This window comes from Achromobacter sp. GbtcB20, assembly GCF_019091095.1.
In the GTDB taxonomy this organism is placed as follows: Bacteria; Pseudomonadota; Gammaproteobacteria; order Burkholderiales; family Burkholderiaceae_B; genus Achromobacter; species Achromobacter mucicolens.
The window spans coordinates 30,409-46,658 of record NZ_JAGXJZ010000012.1 but is presented as its reverse complement, the minus strand read 5'-3'; the positions used below and the strand labels follow the sequence as shown (position 1 = coordinate 46,658).

The window sequence follows — 16,250 nt, the reverse complement described above, 5'->3', positions numbered from 1 at the left end:
GATGGCCGCCAGTTTAATCCGGTTGCTCCCGCCGCGTCTTCGCGCCCGCCGCGCCGGCTGGAAACGGGGGCAGAATGCGACCTACAATTCGCGCTTTGGAGAGCCCTTTCTTGAACGACATTCTGCTTTGGGTCGCCGCGGGTGGCGCGGTGCTTGCCTTCGTGGCCGCGGTGCTGGCCTGGCTGCGTCCGTCCGCGTCGGACGCCCGCCTTGAGGCCTTGCTGGAAGGCCTGGAAAGAACCGAGCGCGCGCTGCGCGCCGACATCGCCGAAGGCCAGCGCGGCCTGCGCAGCGAGTTTTCAGAATCCACGCGCGGGCTGCGTCAGGAGCTGGCGCAGTCGCATGGCGACCTGCGCGCGGGGCTGTCGCGCGATGCGCAGGCCGCCCGCGCCGAGTCCGCCGAATCGCTGGCGCGCTTTGCCGCGGGGTTCTCGGAGCAACTGCAGGGCCTCATCCAGATCAACGAGCGGCGCCTGATGGAAGTGCGCGCCACGGTCGATCAACGGCTGCAGTCGCTGCAATCGGACAACAGCGCCAAGCTCGATGAAATGCGCCGTACTGTCGACGAAAAGCTGCACGCCACCCTGGAGCAGCGCCTGGGCGAGTCCTTCAAGCTGGTGTCGGACCGTCTTGAAGCCGTGCACAAGGGGTTGGGCGAAATGCAGGCGCTGGCGGCCGGGGTCGGCGACCTCAAGCGTGTGCTGACCAACGTGAAGTCGCGCGGCACGTGGGGCGAAGTGCAACTGGCGCGCCTGATCGAAGACAACATGACGCCGGATCAGTACGCCAGCAACGTCAAGCCTGTGCCGGGCAGCGATGCCGCCGTCGAATTCGCCATCCGGCTGCCGGGGCGCGGCGATGGCGGGGATCCCGTCTGGCTGCCGATCGACGCCAAATTTCCCAAGGAAGAGTACGAGCGCCTGATGGATGCGCAGGAAGCGGCCGACGCCGAAGGCGTGAAGGCGGCCGGGGCCGCGTTGGGCCGCGCGGTCGAAGTGCAGGCGCGGCTGATTGCCGGCAAGTACATCGCGCCGCCGCACACGACCGATTTCGCCATCATGTTCCTGCCAACGGAAGGCCTGTATGCCGAGGTGCTGCGCCGCCCCGGCCTCCTGGACAAGCTGCACGACCTGCGGGTCAACGTGGCGGGGCCAAGCAATCTGGCCGCGCTGCTGAACAGCCTGCAGATGGGATTTCGCACGCTGGCGATCGAACAGCGTTCCTCCGAGGTCTGGCAGGTGCTGCGGGCCGTCAAGACAGAGTTCGGCAAGTTCGGCGAATCGCTGGCCAGCGTCAAGAAGACCCTGGACACCGCCAGCAACAAGATCGGCCAGACCGAGGTCCGCACGCGCGCCATGCTGCGCAACCTGAAGGGCGTGGAGGCCCTGCCCGAAGCCGATGCCCTGCGTCTGCTGGGCGCCAGCGCGGCGGACGCCGCCGACCCCGACGACGACACCGACGAGACCCGCGCACCGTCCACCGGCGGCGTCTGAGGCGGGAACACCGAAGTCCGGGGCCCCGTCCGCCCCGGCGCGTGCTTGTTGCCCGCCCTCGCAGCCGATATCCTCATGCATGCGGCACTTCGCCGTCGATACCTGGAGCATCGTCAGCATGAGCATCGCCGAACGCCATGATTCCTCTTCTCTCGACGCGACGGCGCTGGGCGCCGATATCGCCCTGGGCGCCACCACGGCGCTGGTTGCCATGCAGCAGGCGGTGGATCGCGTCGCGGCCCGCAATCCGTCCATTAACGCCGCCTGCGGCGTGCAGGCCGAGGCCGGCTTGCGGCTGGCCGAGGCGATGGACGCCGAACTTGCGTCGCTGACGTCCGAACAACGCCAGGCGCTGCTGCGCGACCGGCCATTTCTGGGCGTGCCGACCCTGCTCAAGGACCTGGCCACGGCCGCCATCGGCCTGCCCAGCATGATGGGGTCCGTTCTGTACGGCAAGGTCCAATGGAACCTCGACGCCGACATCGTCAAGCGCTATCGCCGCGCCGGGCTGATTCCGTTTGGCCGCACGACCAGCGCCGAGCTTGGCCTGAGCCCCACGACGGAATCGCCGGTCTATGGCCCGGCCACGCAGAATCCCTGGAAAAAGGGTCATAGCGCGGGCGGTTCCAGCGGCGGCGCCGGGGCGGCGCTGGCCAGCGGGATGGTGCGCATCGCCCATGGCAGCGATGGCGGCGGGTCGATCCGCATTCCCGCCTCGTGCTGCGGCGTGCTGGGGCTCAAGCCCTCGCGCGGCCTCATGCCGCTGGGTCCGCTGAAAGGAGAAGGGTGGGGCGGCCTGGCCACCGAACACATGATGACGCTGTCGGTGCGCGATTGCGCGGCGGCGCTGGACATCAGTGCGGGCGCGGACGTGGGTGCGCCTTATGCGGCGCCCGTCCAGCCCGCGCAATCCTATCGTGGCGTGGTGGCCCGCGTTGCCGCCGATCCGCGCGCGGCGCCCCGCCGGCGCATCGCGTTCATCAACACCACCTACGAAGGCGGCGCGATCCATCCCGATGTCGCCGCCACGCTGGACGAGGCCGCCGCGTTCTTCGCCGCGCTGGGTCATGAACTGGTGCCCGCCGCGCCGCCCGTCGGCTCCGAGGAAGTCCTGTCGCCGATGCTGCCCCTGATCGCCAGCGCGGCCGCCAACGCCATCGACAGCTTTGTCGCCGCGCGCGGCCGCCGCCTGGCCGCCGACGAATTGCAGCCCACCACGCTCGGCGCGCGCGAGTACGCCCGCGCCATCTCGGGCGCGCAGTACGTGGCCTGCGTGGACACCTGCCACGAAATCACCCGCCGCATCGGGCGCTTCCTGCATCGCGACGGCGCCCAGGGCTACGACCTGTTCCTCAGTCCGGTCCTGGCGCTGCCGCCCGCGCCTATCGGGCGCTACGCCATGGACAACGCCGACTATCTGGCCTACCGTCTGGGCAAGAAGGGCGTCATCGGCTATTCGCCATTCGCCCCGTTGGCCAACCTGACCGGCATGCCCGCCATTTCGATCCCCTTCGGCATGTCTGCGGACGGGCTGCCCATCGGTATCCAGGTAATGGGTCCGCTCGGCGCCGAGGCGCAATTGCTGGAGCTGGCTGCCCAGGTCGAAACGCTGCGGCCCTGGCCCTTGACGGCGCCCATGGCCCGATAGCTGCCACCGGGCGCCGCCGCCCCGCGCCGGCCGGCCAAACCAGGGAGATCGCATGTCATCGTTTGCGACGCATACCGTGTTCAACCAGGTGCCGCCCCTGGAAGACTATTCCCTGTACGACACCGATCCGGCGCTGCGCGAGGCCGTGCGGCGCGAGGGCGCCGAGGCCTGGGCGGGCGATCTTGCCGCGCACGGCGCCTGGTTGGGCCGGGCGCAGACGCTGGCCGCCGGCGCCGAGGCCAACCGCTGTCCGCCCCGCCTGGTCAGCTTCGACCGGGCCGGCCATCGCGTGGACCGCGTCGAATTCCACCCCGCCTGGAACGTGCTGATGAGCGGCATCATGGCGCGCGGCCTGCATAGCCGCGCGTGGATGCAGCCCGCGCCGGGCGCGCAGGTGGCGCGCGCGGCTGCCTATCTGATGCAGGGGCAGGTCGAGGCCGGCACGCTATGTCCCACCACCATGACTTTTGCCGCCGTGCCGCTGCTGCAACGCGAGCCCGCCGGCGTGGTGGACTTTGCCGGCCAGTGGCTGCCGGCCCTGTACGCGCGGGAGTTCGATGGCAGCGACGCGCCGCTTGCCGCCAAGCGCAGCGCGCTGATCGGCATGGGCATGACCGAAAAGCAGGGCGGTTCGGACCTGCGCGCGGTCACCACGCGCGCCATGCCGCTGGGTGCGCCCGGCCGCGGATGCGCGTATCAGCTCGTGGGGCACAAATGGTTCTTTTCGGTGCCGCAGGCCGATGCCCACCTGGTCCTGGCGCAGACCGACGAGGGGCTGAGCTGCTTTTTCGTTCCGCGCTGGATACCGGATGGCCCCCGCAACGCGGTGCGCGTGCGGCGGTTGAAGGACAAGCTGGGCAACTGGAGCAACGCCAGCTCGGAAGTCGAATTCGAGGATGCCTGGGGCGTGATGGTCGGCGAGCCCGGCCGCGGCCTGTCGGTGCTGCTGGAGATGGCGGGCACCACGCGGCTGGACTGCGTGCTGGGCAGCGCGGCGCTCCTGCGCCAGGCGCTGGCGCAGTCGGCGCACCACGCGCTGCACCGGCAGGCCTTCGGCAAGCCGCTGGTCGAGCACCCGCTGATGCGCAATGTGCTGACCGACCTGGCGCTGGAAAGCGAAGCGGCCATGGTCCTGGCGCTGCGTCTGGCGCGTGCCGTGGACGAGCGCGCCGACGCGGGCGCGCGCGCGCTTGTGCGCGTGGGCACGCCGGCCGCCAAGCTGTGGGTCTGCAAGCGCGCGGTTGCCGCCGTGGCCGAGTGCATGGAGGTCTGGGGCGGCAACGGTTACGTCGAGGAAGGCCCGATGCCGCGCCTTTACCGCGAAACGCCCGTCAATTCGATCTGGGAAGGCTCGGGCAACGTCATGGCGCTGGACGTGTTGCGGGCGCTGCAACGCGAACCCGATGCGCTGCCGGCGCTGGAGGCCGAATTGGCCCGCGCCGCAGGGCAGTACCAGGATTTCGACGCGGCGCTGGCGCGTTGGCGCGCCATGTTGGCGGATGGCGAGCACGCGCAATTCCACGCGCGCCGCATCGCCGCCGGGCTGGCGCGCCTGTGGCAGGCGGCGCTGCTCATCGAGCACGCGCCCGCCGCCGTGTCGCAGGCCTTCGTCGCCAGCCGCCTGCGGGAGACGGGCGGCATGTTCGGCGAACTGGGCGCGGGGGACGATACAGCTGGCGTCGCCACGCCGGGCGTCGACACGCCGGCGATCCTGGCGCGCGCCTGGCCCGCCATCGCCGCATGCTAAATTTCCCGGCTCAAGCAACTTTTCCGCACTTCTACCGCCATGCTCTCCCAGCAAGAACTCAAGCAGCAAGCCGCCGACGCGGCCCTGGAATTCGTCGAACAGGTCGCCGGCCCGGACGTCATCATCGGCGTGGGCACCGGTTCCACCGCCGACCTGTTCATCGACGGCCTGGCGCGATTCAAGGGCCGCATCGGCGGGACGGTCGCCAGCTCCGAGCGCAGCGCGGCTCATCTTGCCGGCCATGGCCTCAAAGTGCTGGACCTGAACGACGTCTCGACCATGCCCATCTACGTGGACGGCGCCGACGAGATCAACGCCGACCTGCACATGATCAAGGGCGGCGGCGGGGCTTTGACGCGCGAGAAAATCGTGGCCTCGGTGGCCGAGCGCTTCATCTGCATCGCCGATGAATCCAAGCTGGTGCAGACGCTGGGCAAGTTTCCGCTGCCGCTCGAGGTCATCCCGATGGCGCGCGAGTCCGTGGCCCGCGCGCTGACCGCGCTGGGCGGCCAGCCCCGCCTGCGCGACGGCTTTGTCACCGACAACGGCAACATCATCCTGGACGTGTCGGGCCTCACCCTCTCGGACGCGCCCGCGTTCGAAGCCATCGTCAACAACCTGCCGGGCGTCGTGACCTGCGGCCTGTTTGCGTTGTCCGGCGCCGACGTGGCCCTGCTGGCCACCCAGAACGGCATCCGCCGCCTGGACCGCCGCGCCTGATTCCGGCGGCCAGGGCTGGTCCCGCCGAACCGCCTTGCGGGGGGCGGGGCCGCGATTCATAATCCTGTCACACTTGGGTCATAACCTTGCCGGTTGTGCAGGCCCATCTCGTAACTTCTCTCAACTTCGGGGCAATGCAATGAGATCAACCACGCAGGGAGCCCGGATGACGGAGCATACAAACAAGCAGTTCGACGCCGATCTGGAAAGCGTCCGTTCGCAATTCTTGCAAATGGGCGGCGTGGTGGAAGCCATGATCCAGGAGGCGATCGATGCGCTGGCCAGCGGCGACATGACGCTGGTTGAAAAGGTGCGCGAGCGGGAAAAGGAAGTCAACCGCCACGAAGTCGAGATCGACGAGAGCATCAGCCGCATCCTGGCCCGGCATCAGCCCACCGCCATCGACCTGCGCATGCTGATGGCCGTGTCCAAGATGCTGACCGACATGGAACGCTCCGGCGACGAGGCCGAGAAGGTCGCGACCGTCGCCCGCCGCGTCCACGAAGGCGAACTGCGCCACATTCCCGTGATCGAACTGCGCCACATGGCTGCCAACGTGCGCAACATGCTGCACCAGGCGCTGGACGCGTTCGCCCGCCTCGACCCCATCCAGGCCGCCGCCGTCGTGCGCAGCGACAAGGAAGTCGACAAGGAATGGAAGGGCGCGCTGCGCCACCTGATCACGTACATGATCGAAGATCCGCGCACGATCTCGCGCGCCATCGACATGATCTTCATCGCGCGCGCGCTCGAACGCATTGGCGACCACGCCAAGAACATGTCCGAACGCGTGATCTACATGGTCAAGGGCGCCGACGTGCGCCACACCGGCGTGAAGAACACCGAGCGCCTGGCGCGCGGCGAAGAAGAATCCGAGGATACCTCGGACCAGTAAACGGCAAGACCGGCTGCCGCTTCACAGCGGCAGCGCCGCTCCCTGGCACAGCCGGGGATCCGGCACACCCGGCTTGCCGCCGTCGATGCGGCCCGCCAGCCGGCGTCCAAAGACCGGCATGGCCGGCGCACTGACCTCCAGGTCGTACCAGCCCTCGCAACCCGCATACTTGAGTTCGACCGCGCCGCCCGCGGGTACGTGCGCCATCGCGCGCCAGCCATCGTTCATCTGCGATTCCACCCGCACCGGTTGGGGCGCGTCGCCCTGGTTCACGAGCCGCAGGCGCAGGCCCGAGGTGACGGGCACCAGTTGCGCTTCCAGCGTGCCCGCATCGCGCGCATCGCCGCGGAACTGCCGGTGAAAGCCGTCCGGCCCCAATAGCCAGAGGTCGTATCTGCGGTCCGCGCCCAGCTTCCAGCCGTCGTCCAGGCGCGCGCCCGCACCGACCGTGTAGCGCCGGGGCGCGCGCGCCAGCGCGAGCCGATCGTACACGTGCAACACGGCGCCCGCGCTGCCCGGATTGCGCAGCGTCAGGCGGTAGTGTTCGCCGTCGGCCGCCATCTGGCCCACGGCCTCCAGCGTGTAGGGCAGGGGACAGGTGTGGCGGTTGCTGTCCGGGTGATGCGAATTCCGGTCGCCAGCGAAATCGAATGCCGTCGTCAGGTCGCCGGCCACCGCGCGGCGCCAGGCGCTGATGTTGGGTTCGGCCACGCCGAACCGCATTTCCAGAAATCGGATGACCGAGGTGTGGTCGAACACCTGCGAATTGACCCATCCGCCGCGGCTCCAGGGCGATACCACCAGCATCGGCACGCGCGGCCCCAGGCCGAAGGCGCGCCCGTGCATGCCCGCCGGATCGTCGGCCGTGGACGCGCTGGGACCCTGCCGCGCGTCGTGGTATTCGCCGTCCAGCTCCACGGTCGACAGGCCGCCCGACTCGCCGTCCGGATGTCGCGCTGGCGGCGCGGGCGGGGGCATGTGGTCGAAGAAGCAATCGTTTTCGTCGTAGGTGACGAACAGCACGCACCGGCTCCAGGTGTCGGAACTGGACGTCAGGATGTCCAGCACCCGCTCGGTATAGGCGCCGCCTCGCCGGGGCGAGGAAACTTCGGGATGCTCCGAGTCGGCCGTGGGCGCGATGATCCACGAGACGGCGGGCAGCGTGCCCTGCGCTACATCGCGCGCCAGGTCGTCCAGCGTGCGGGTGGCCAGCGCGCGGTCGCGCAGCGGCGCGTCCCCGGCGCTGCCCTCGTGTTGCCGCCGGTACTGCCGGAATCCCGCGAGCGGATTGTCGTTGTAGTTGTCCGCCATGTCCTGGTAGATGCGCCAGTCCATGCCCGCGTCCTGCAGACGCTCGGGGTACGTGGTCCAGGCGTAGCCTTCGCCCGCGGGGCCCAGCCGGTCAAAGGTGTTGACCAGCGCGGGTCCGCCGGCCGCGCCCAGCGGATCGTTCGTCCCGGTCCACAGGAACAGCCGGTTCGGATTGGTGCCTGCCTGGATCGAGCAGTGATAGGCATCGCACAGCGTGAAGGCGTTGGCCAGGGCGGTCTGAAACGGCACGTCGGCGCTGCGGTAGACGCCCAGCCCCAGCCGGCTCTTGGCGGACAGCCATTGGTCCATGCGGCCGTCGTTCCAGGCGCGCTGCGAGTCGTCCCAGGTATGCGGCGTGATGTAGCCGACGGGCTTGTCGCTGGGAACCTCAGCCTGCAGATCGTAGGGGCGGCATCGCGCCTGGCCATCGGTCTGCGTCATCACCGTGCCCGCGCGGGTGGGCGCGGGATGCGGATCCGCGAACCCGCGCACGCCGGGCAGCGTGCCGAAGTAATGGTCGAAGGACCGGTTTTCCTGCATCAGGATCACGACGTGGCGTACATCTTTCAGTGTGCCGGTCTTGCGGTCGGGTTCGATCTGCAAGGCACGCGCGATGACAGGGGACGGGTCGGGACTGATGGGCGGGCGCGATTCTTCTTTCATGACAGCTTTAATACGGTCGGCATTCTTTGAATCTTAAGGCCTTGGCCGGTGTGCGATTGACGCTCGGAAGACACTCGGGCAGGACGGATGCCGGCGTGCCGCAAAAACAAAGCCCCTCGCATGCGAGGGGCTTTGCCAAGCCGCGCGCCTGTGGGCGCGGCGGGGGCGGGCCGGATCAGGCCGAGGGCGGAACGTAGCCGTCGGCTTCGACGCTGCCGTCTTCGAAAAGATAGCGTTCCATTTGCTGCTGCAGGTACTTGCGTGCGCGGGCGTCGGCCAGGTTCAGGCGGTTTTCGTTCACCAGGCGGGTCTGCACGCCTTTCCAGTCTTCCCAGGCTTCCTTGGAAATGCTTTGCCAGATGCGGGTGCCGAGTTCACCGGGATAGGGCGGGTAGTCCAGTCCTTCGGCTTCACGCTTCAGTTTCACACAGTTGACGATACGGGCCATGGTTCGCTGCCGGAAAAATGAATAACGCGTCATTTTAGCGGGCTTGGCGTGCGTCGGGCGCCAAGCCCCTTCCGCTGGCGGTGCAATGGCCCCGCAGGCCGGTCTTAGAGCTTCTTGATGAAGACCAGGCTGTTGCGGGAACGGTTGTAGTTGGTCTGCTTTTCGCGGGGCAGGTCGGTGATGCCGCCCTGCACGAAACCGCGCTTGATGAACCAGTGCGAGGTGCGGGTGGTCAGCACGAACAGCCGCTTGGCGCCCAGCGCGCGGGCGCGCGACTCCATGTGGCGCAGCAGGATTTCGCCTTCGCCCGACCCTTGCCATTCCGGGTGCACGATCAGGCAGGCCATTTCGGCCATCTGCTCCTCGTGAAAGTCATGCAGCGCCGCGCAGCCGTAGATGACGCCGTCGTGCTCCAGCACGGTGAAGTTTTCGACGTCGCGCTCGACCACGCTGCGCGGGCGCGGCACCAGCGTGCCGTCGGCTTCCAGCGGCTCGATGAGGCTGAGGATGGCGCCCACGTCGTCGATGGTGGCCGGGCGCAGGTCGTCCAGCGTGTCCTCGACGACCATGGTGCCCACGCCGTCGTGGGTGAAGATCTCGAGCAGCACGCTGCCGTCCAGTTGGAACGGCAGCAGGTGGGCGCGCGCCACGCCGCGCTTGACCGCGAGCGAGGCGTATTGCAGGAAGGAATGGGTCTCTTCGTCCAGCTCGCCGGCCGCCAGCAGGGCGTCGGCATCCACACGCGCCAGTTCGGTGTCCAGCGTGCCGTCGTCGTTCAGCACGCCTTGCGAGCTGGACAGGAAGATCAGTTTTTCGGCGCGCAGTCCCACGGCCACGCTGGTGGCCAGGTCTTCCATCGCCAGATTGAAGGCATCGCCCGTGGGCGAGAAACCCAGCGGCGACAGCAGCACGACCGACGAGCCTTTCTCGATGGCGAACTTCAGCGCTTCCACGTCGATCTTGCGCACCTGGCCGGTGTGCTTGTAGTCCACGCCATCCAGCACGCCCGCCGGACGCGCGGTCACGAAATTGCCGGAGATGACGCGGATGTGCGCGTGCGACATGGGCGTGTTGGGCAGCCCCTGGCTGAACGCGGCCTCGATGTCCAGGCGGATCTCGCCGGCGGCCTCCTTGGCGCATTCCAGTGCGGCGGCGTCGGTGGGGGACAGGCCCCGGTCGAACTGCTGCGTGTAGCCTTTCAGGCGCAGCTGCTCGTTGACCTGGGGCCGCGAGCCATGCACCAGCACCAGCCGGATGCCCAGCGACGAGAGCAGGGACAGATCCTGGACCAGGGCGTTCAGCGCGCCGGCCTGCACCAGTTCGCCGCCAAACGCCACCACGAAGGTCTTGCCTCGGAACGCATGCACGTAGGGGGCCACGTCTCGGAACCATCGCACAAATTGCGCGGCGGCGAATTCAGGGGCTTCAAGGGCGGAGACGGTGTCTGGTTCCAGGTCGGGCATGATGTGTGTTGCTTAAGATCCTATGGGTCGCGGGACGGCGCGGGCCGAGGGGCCATGCGCAGAGCACCGCCCCGGGGGCGGCGCTAGGCGGAATTATAGGGCTCGCGCCTGCCGCGCCCACGGCGGGCGCGGCAGGCGTTGTTGCGGGCGCCCCACAGGCGGTCGCGCTTTGCGGTCCCGGCAGGCGAGCGGACCGCAAGGCGCGCGTCAATGCCGCGATAGCTGGCGGTGTTCCAGCCGGCTGAGCAGCCGCACCACCGGCCACAGCAGCGCCAGGTAGAAAAGCGCCGCCAGCACGATGGGCGACGGGTTGTAGACCAGCGACTGGGCGTCGCGGGCCACCCGAAGCAGCTCGGGCAGCGCCACGGCGCTGGCCAGCGTGGTCAGCTTGACCACTTCGAGCGTGTTGCTGATGAGGTCCGGCATGACATTGCGCGTGGCCTGCGGGATCTGGACGTGCCACATCGTTTGCCAGGCCGACAGGCCGGTGGACCGCGCCGCCTCGATCTGGCCGCGCGGCACGCTTTCCAGGCCGGCGCGAAAGACCTCGCCGTAGTAGGACGAGTTGTTCAGCATGAAGCCCACGGCCACCGCCAGCAATTTGGGCAGGTCCAGCCCCAGGAACGGCGCACCGAAATAGATGAAGATCAGCAGCACCAGCGGCGGCAGCGCGCGAAAGAAGTCGATGTAGATGGCCAGCAGCACGCGCGACCAGCGCGCCTTCAGCGTGACCGACAGCACCCCGATAAGCAGCCCCGAGGCCAGCCCCACGGGGATCACCATGGCCGACAGCATCAGCGTGCGGCCCAGGCCCTGCAAGAGGTAAGGCGCGACGTTGACATAGATGTTCAGGTTGAAGAAATTCTGCAGGATTTCGTCCATGCGGTTCCCCTGGGGCCCGTTTGGGGCCCGTTCCGGGCTCCCTTGTTGTGCCGGGCGGGTGTGATCAGCCTCGCTTCCCGCCCGGTATGTATTCGTAAAGATGCGTTCGCGCAGTGCTTCCCGTCAGTGCTTCCCGTCAGTGCTTCCACTTGAAGCGCGTTTCGGTCCAGCGCCCCAGCACGACCACGGGCAGGAAGATCAGCAGGCACGCCACCGCGGCCAAGGTCAGCGGCGTGGCGTTGCCCGCATTGCTGCTGGCCGATTGCGCGTTGTTGAGCACTTCGCTCAAGCCCACGACAGAGCCCAGCGCGGTGCTTTTGGTGATGGCGATGACGCGGTTGGTCAGCGGCGCGACCGTCAGCCGCATGGCCTGCGGCATCACCACATACACCATGCTTTGCAGCCAGTTCAGCCCCGTCGAGCGCGCCGCCTCGGCCTGGCCGCGCGGCACGGACAGGATGCCCGCCCAGAAGATTTCCTCGGCAAAAGCGGCCAGCACCAGCGACAGCGACAGCCAGCACGCCATGAACGCCGACATCGAGAGGTTGATGTACGGGAACGCGAAGAACAGCACCATGATCACCACCAGCGGCGGCAGCGCGCGCAGGATGTCGGCAAAGCAGATGATCAGGAAATTCACCGGCCGGATGCGCAGCGCGCGCACCACGGCCAGGACGAGGCCGAGCGCCACGCCTGTCGCGGCCACGGCCAGGCCCAGTTGCAGCGTGACCCACATGCCGGCCAGGATGTCGGGCAGGTAGCGCCAGGCGACTTCCGCATTGAAGAACGAGAACAGCAGGGCATTCAGATCCATGGCGCACTCTTCAAACCGCGTTACGCGGCATGTTCCGCCATGCTGGCCAGGAAGGCCTGCGTGCGGGGTTGTCGGGGGGCGCCGAAGACGTCCTGCGGCGGGCCTTGTTCGACGATCACCCCGCCGTCCATGAACACGACCCGGTCGGCTGCCGCGCGGGCAAAGCCCATTTCGTGGCTGACCACCATCATCGTCATGCCGTCGCGCTTGAGTTCACGCATCACGTTCAGCACGCTCCCCACCAGCTCCGGGTCCAGCGCGCTGGTCGGCTCGTCGAACAGCACCACCTTGGGCCGCAGCGCCAGCGAACGCGCGATGCCCACGCGCTGCTGCTGGCCGCCGGACAACTGGTCGGGATAGGCTTTTGCCTTGTCGGCCAGCCCCACGCGGTCCAGCGCCTCCATGCCGCGGCGGTCGGCCTCGGCACGCGCCAGCTTCTGCACCTTGCGCAGCGCCAGCGTGATGTTCGACAGCACGGACATGTGGCGGTACAGGTTGAAGTGCTGGAACACCATGCCGATGTTCTGGCGGATGCGGTTCAGCTCGGCGGCGGGGGCGGTGATTTCCTCTCCGTCGACGTGGATGCTGCCGGCTGTCGGCTCCTCCAGCCGGTTGCAGCAGCGCAACAGGCTGCTCTTGCCCGAGCCGGACGGGCCGATCATGAAGACCAGCTCGCCCTTGCCCACGTCCAGGTCGATCCCTTTCAGGACCGCGTTGTCGCCATAGGACTTGTGCAGCCCGGCGATTTTCAGGATCGGCGTTTCCATTGAAAGCTCCTCAAAGCGCGGGCGGGAGGCCGCGTGGCGGCTTCCCCCCTGTCGTTGGCGGTGCGCCGGAAAATCAGCTGCAGCGCAGCTCGACCGGCTTGGCGTCGTAGCCCGGCAGGTCCGGCACGCCCTGGCCCGGCGTCACCGTGACCGCCGCGGAGCCCGGGGCAGGCGTGAAGCCGAACCACTTCTGCGCCAGCTTGGACACCGTGCCGTCCTGCTTGAGGCACTTGAGCGCCATCGACACGCGGTCGCGGCCCGCCTGGTCGTCCAGCCGGAACGCCAGCGCCCACACCAGGCCCGTCTTGATCGTGTAGCTGGTGCGCACCGCCGGGTTCTGCTTGGCCGCCCACGCCGCCACGGTGTTGCCCGCCAGGTTGGCGTCCGCGCGGCCGGCCTGCACGGCCTGCACAGCGTCGGCGTTGGAGGCGTACACGTCATACGTGAAACCGTACTTGGCGGCGTTGTCGCGCGCCCAGTTCTCGTAGGCCGACCCCTTGTTGACCGCCAGTTTGCGGCCCTTCAGGTCATCCAGCCCCTTGATTTCCTTGCCGTTCTTGCCGATCACGAAGGTATAGTCCGTGTTCAGGTAGCCTTCGGAAAACAGCAGGGCGCGGGCGCGTTCCTCGGTGGCCGTGGTGGGCGCCAGCACGAAGTCGTACTTCTTGGCGTTCAGCCCCGGAATCAGCGCCGCGTATTCGGTGCCCTCGATCTTGATCGTCGTGCCCAACTGCTTGGCGATGGCTTGGCCGAGTTCGATGTTGAAGCCGTCCAGGCCGCCGCCCAGCTTGGGCATGGCGTGCGGGGCGAACGTGGCATCCACGCCGGTGGTCAGCGGCTGGGCGGCAACCGCGGCCAGGCTGGCGCCGGCCAGGCACAACGTGAGGCCGCAGCGGCCGGCAAAAGTCAGGGTGCGGAGAAGGCGGGTCATGGCAGGTCCTTTAGGGAAGAGGCGTCTTGCCCAGGGCGGGTCCGGTTCCCACGCGCTCGAGGATCAAGCCGTAGTGTTCCGGACGCCGGTGGGCGGCGAAGTTGAAGATGTGCTGCTTGAAGGTGTCTCCCAGCGCCAGATCGGCCTGGCAGAAAATCACCTCGTCCTCCTCCCCCTGCGCCTGCGCCACGATCTCGCCCGTGGGCGCGACGATGGCCGATCCGGCGATCAGGTGGCTGCCGTCCTCGTTGCCGGTCTTGCCTGCGGCAGCCACCCAGACCGCGTTCTGGTACGCGGCCGCCTGCAGACTGAGCAGGTGGTGGAACATGCGCAAGTGGACCGGTTCGTTCCAGTGGATGTTCAATGACGGCGTGTTGTATCCCAGCGCCACGATCTCGGCGCCCTGCAGCGCGAGCACGCGCCAGGTCTCCGTCCAGCGGCGGTCGTTGCACAGGCACATGCCGATGCGCGTGCCCAGCGTTTCCCAGACATTGAAGCCGTCGTTGCCGACTTCGAAGAACTTCTTTTCCAGGTGCTGGAAGGGCGCGTCAGGCTTGTGGTCGCTGTGGCCTGGCAGATGGATCTTGCGGTAGCGTCCGACGATGCGCGCGTTGGCGTCGACCAGGATGCTGGTGTTGTAGCGCCGGCCGTCCGAGGCGATTTCCGCATAGCCCAGATAAAACCCGATGCCCAGTTCCCGGGCGGTGTCGAACAGCACGCGGGTCTCGGGGCCGGGCATCTCCTTTTCGAAGTAGCGTGCCATCGCCTCTTCTTCGGTCATCCAGTAGCGCGGAAAGAAGGTGGTCAGCGCCAGTTCCGGAAACACCACCATGCGCGCGCCGCGTCCGTGCGCCTCGCGCATCATCTCAAGCAGGCGGGCCACCGCCTGCCGCCGGGTTTCTTCGGGTTGCACCGGACCCATCTGCGCGACCGCCAGGCCGAAGGGACGTTTGCTCATGCCGTGATCCTTTGCTCAGTGACTCAGGCGGCGCTATCGGCCGAAAAGTATTTGCGCACCAGCGCGTTGGGGTTGCCGGTCAGGCGCTGACGCAGCACCGGTTCCGGCGTGCCGCGCTTGATGAAGCGGCCGCTGCCGCGCGCCACGTGCAACTGTCCGTCCTCGACGGCGATGCGGCCGCGGCTGATGACCACTTCGGGCCAGCCGCGCACCGTCCTGCCTTCGTAGGGCGTGTAGCCGACGTTGTCGTGCAGCATGGACGCGGAGATCGTCACTTCGCGTTCCGGGTTCCAGATGGCGATGTCGGCGTCCGCGCCCACGGCGATCGTTCCTTTCTGCGGATACAGGCCGTAGGTGCGGGCGTGATTGGCTGCGGTCAGCGCGACGAAGCGTTCGATGGAAATGCGCCCGCCCAGCACGCCTTCGGAGAACAGCAGCGGCATGCGCACCTCCAGTCCCGGCACGCCATTGGCCACGTCCTTGAAGGTGGTGGCCTCGCCCTTGGGCAGCTTGCCGCTGGCATCGAAGCGGTAGGGCGCGTGGTCGGACGAATAGATCTGCAGCGTGCCGTCGGCCAGGCCCTGCCAGACGGCCTCTTGCGAGGCCGCATCGCGCGGGGGCGGGCTGCAGCAGAACTTGGCGCCTTCCAGTCCCGGCGCGTCGATGTCGTCGGCCGTCAGGAACAGGTATTGCGGGCAGCTTTCGGCGTGGATCGGCAGCCCCAGCGCCTGCGACGAATGCACCACGCGCACGGCTTCCAGCCCGGCCACGTGCACGATCAGGATCGGGACATCCATCATTCGGGCCAGCGTCACGGCGCGGTTCGTCGCCTCGCTTTCGGCCAGCGGCGTGTGGGCCACCGCGTGATACTTGGGCGCCGTCATGCCGCGTTCGGCCAGGCGGCGCGCCACCCAGCGGATCATGTCGTTGTTCTCGGCGTGCACCATGACCAGCGCGCCCTCGCGGTCTGCGACCTCCAGCACGTCCAGCAGCTGGTAGTCGTCCAGCTTCAGGCGGTCGTAGGTCATGAAGACCTTGAAAGACGTGATGCCGTTCTTGATGAGCGCGGGCAGGTCATGCTTGAGCGCCTGTTCCGTGGGGTCGGACAGGATCAGGTGAAAGCCATAATCGATGACGGCCTTTTCCTCGGCGCGGCGGGCGTAGTCGGCCACGACTTCAGGCAGCGCGTTGCCGCGATGCTGTGCCGCGAAGGGGATGATGGTGGTCGTGCCGCCGAACGCCGCGGACACGGTTGCGCTGTAGAAGTCGTCGGCGCACATGATGCCCATGCCCGACAGCTGCTCGACGTGGCAGTGGCTGTCGATGCCGCCGGGCAGCACCCAGCGGCCCGCGGCGTCGATGTCGCGCGCGCCCGGCGGCAGGCCCTGGCCCAGCGCGACGATCACGCCGTCGCGCACGCCGATGTCGGCATGGAAGGTGTCGGCGGCCGTGCTGATGCGGCCGTTGCGGATCGTCAGGTCGAATGCTGCGGTGTCGGTCATGGATAGGG

General features: G+C 68.0%; 14 protein-coding genes. 5 read left to right on the top strand and 9 right to left on the bottom strand.

What is annotated here, in order from left to right; translation table 11 throughout:
* Positions 1–110 precede the first annotated feature (110 nt).
* The 5 genes from rmuC (at position 111) to phoU (ending at position 6,503) form a co-directional block, all read left to right on the top strand.
* Positions 111–1,493 (top strand): DNA recombination protein RmuC, encoded by a 1,383-nt coding sequence (gene rmuC, locus KVT32_RS16605; RefSeq protein ID WP_152383871.1) that lies wholly within the window; start codon positions 111–113, stop codon positions 1,491–1,493.
* Positions 1,494–1,572: 79 nt separating this feature from the next.
* Entirely contained in the window at positions 1,573–3,141 is a 1,569-nt protein-coding gene (locus KVT32_RS16600) for an amidase (RefSeq protein ID WP_227741193.1), read from the top strand.
* Between the two features lie 52 nt (positions 3,142–3,193).
* Complete coding sequence (locus KVT32_RS16595) at positions 3,194–4,888, top strand: isovaleryl-CoA dehydrogenase (RefSeq protein ID WP_152383872.1); 1,695 nt, start codon at positions 3,194–3,196, stop codon at positions 4,886–4,888.
* Positions 4,889–4,927: 39 nt separating this feature from the next.
* Positions 4,928–5,608 (top strand): ribose-5-phosphate isomerase RpiA, encoded by a 681-nt coding sequence (gene rpiA, locus KVT32_RS16590; protein ID WP_217618534.1) that lies wholly within the window; start codon positions 4,928–4,930, stop codon positions 5,606–5,608.
* A gap of 166 nt (positions 5,609–5,774) precedes the next feature.
* A complete protein-coding gene (phoU, locus tag KVT32_RS16585) occupies positions 5,775–6,503 on the top strand; it encodes a phosphate signaling complex protein PhoU (RefSeq protein ID WP_056320149.1) in 729 nt (242 codons plus the stop codon).
* Between the two features lie 21 nt (positions 6,504–6,524).
* Here the strand turns inward: phoU and KVT32_RS16580 are convergent, their stop codons facing one another.
* The 9 genes from KVT32_RS16580 to hydA form a co-directional block, all read right to left on the bottom strand.
* Positions 6,525–8,477, bottom strand: coding sequence for a phosphocholine-specific phospholipase C (locus KVT32_RS16580; protein ID WP_217618533.1), 1,953 nt, complete (start codon positions 8,475–8,477; stop codon positions 6,525–6,527).
* A 175-nt stretch (positions 8,478–8,652) separates the two neighbouring features.
* Positions 8,653–8,925, bottom strand: a complete 273-nt coding sequence (locus tag KVT32_RS16575) for an oxidative damage protection protein (RefSeq protein WP_056320154.1) — start codon at positions 8,923–8,925, stop codon at positions 8,653–8,655.
* Positions 8,926–9,029: 104 nt separating this feature from the next.
* On the bottom strand, positions 9,030–10,388 hold the full coding sequence (gene argA, locus KVT32_RS16570; protein WP_056320155.1) for an amino-acid N-acetyltransferase: 1,359 nt from the start codon (positions 10,386–10,388) through the stop codon (positions 9,030–9,032).
* A gap of 207 nt (positions 10,389–10,595) precedes the next feature.
* The gene (locus KVT32_RS16565; protein ID WP_056320158.1) at positions 10,596–11,270 is read right to left on the bottom strand and encodes an amino acid ABC transporter permease; all 675 of its coding nucleotides are present in this window, start codon (positions 11,268–11,270) and stop codon (positions 10,596–10,598) included.
* 136 nt (positions 11,271–11,406) lie between these two features.
* Complete coding sequence (locus tag KVT32_RS16560) at positions 11,407–12,084, bottom strand: amino acid ABC transporter permease (protein WP_056320160.1); 678 nt, start codon at positions 12,082–12,084, stop codon at positions 11,407–11,409.
* Between the two features lie 20 nt (positions 12,085–12,104).
* On the bottom strand, positions 12,105–12,851 hold the full coding sequence (locus KVT32_RS16555) for an amino acid ABC transporter ATP-binding protein (RefSeq protein ID WP_056320163.1): 747 nt from the start codon (positions 12,849–12,851) through the stop codon (positions 12,105–12,107).
* Positions 12,852–12,924: 73 nt separating this feature from the next.
* Positions 12,925–13,782: a transporter substrate-binding domain-containing protein gene (locus tag KVT32_RS16550; RefSeq protein WP_062838416.1), complete on the bottom strand. Its 858-nt coding sequence runs from the start codon at positions 13,780–13,782 to the stop codon at positions 12,925–12,927.
* Positions 13,783–13,792: 10 nt separating this feature from the next.
* Positions 13,793–14,740: an N-carbamoyl-D-amino-acid hydrolase gene (locus KVT32_RS16545; RefSeq protein ID WP_152383876.1), complete on the bottom strand. Its 948-nt coding sequence runs from the start codon at positions 14,738–14,740 to the stop codon at positions 13,793–13,795.
* Positions 14,741–14,763: 23 nt separating this feature from the next.
* Complete coding sequence (gene hydA, locus KVT32_RS16540) at positions 14,764–16,242, bottom strand: dihydropyrimidinase (RefSeq protein WP_152383877.1); 1,479 nt, start codon at positions 16,240–16,242, stop codon at positions 14,764–14,766.
* Positions 16,243–16,250: the final 8 nt, after the last annotated feature.

Excerpts from the sequence above, each read along its gene's own strand:
- KVT32_RS16600 (WP_227741193.1), top strand. The coding sequence starts at position 1,573 with ATGCGGCACTTCGCCGTCGATACCTGGAGCATCGTCAGCATGAGCATC.
- KVT32_RS16580 (WP_217618533.1), bottom strand. The coding sequence starts at position 8,477 with ATGAAAGAAGAATCGCGCCCGCCCATCAGTCCCGACCCGTCCCCTGTC.
- rpiA (WP_217618534.1), top strand. The coding sequence starts at position 4,928 with ATGCTCTCCCAGCAAGAACTCAAGCAGCAAGCCGCCGACGCGGCCCTG.
- phoU (WP_056320149.1), top strand. The coding sequence starts at position 5,775 with ATGACGGAGCATACAAACAAGCAGTTCGACGCCGATCTGGAAAGCGTC.
- hydA (WP_152383877.1), bottom strand. The coding sequence starts at position 16,242 with ATGACCGACACCGCAGCATTCGACCTGACGATCCGCAACGGCCGCATC.
- KVT32_RS16550 (WP_062838416.1), bottom strand. The coding sequence starts at position 13,782 with ATGACCCGCCTTCTCCGCACCCTGACTTTTGCCGGCCGCTGCGGCCTC.
- KVT32_RS16555 (WP_056320163.1), bottom strand. The coding sequence starts at position 12,851 with ATGGAAACGCCGATCCTGAAAATCGCCGGGCTGCACAAGTCCTATGGC.
- KVT32_RS16565 (WP_056320158.1), bottom strand. The coding sequence starts at position 11,270 with ATGGACGAAATCCTGCAGAATTTCTTCAACCTGAACATCTATGTCAAC.
- KVT32_RS16575 (WP_056320154.1), bottom strand. The coding sequence starts at position 8,925 with ATGGCCCGTATCGTCAACTGTGTGAAACTGAAGCGTGAAGCCGAAGGA.
- KVT32_RS16545 (WP_152383876.1), bottom strand. The coding sequence starts at position 14,740 with ATGAGCAAACGTCCCTTCGGCCTGGCGGTCGCGCAGATGGGTCCGGTG.
- KVT32_RS16595 (WP_152383872.1), top strand. The coding sequence starts at position 3,194 with ATGTCATCGTTTGCGACGCATACCGTGTTCAACCAGGTGCCGCCCCTG.
- argA (WP_056320155.1), bottom strand. The coding sequence starts at position 10,388 with ATGCCCGACCTGGAACCAGACACCGTCTCCGCCCTTGAAGCCCCTGAA.
- KVT32_RS16560 (WP_056320160.1), bottom strand. The coding sequence starts at position 12,084 with ATGGATCTGAATGCCCTGCTGTTCTCGTTCTTCAATGCGGAAGTCGCC.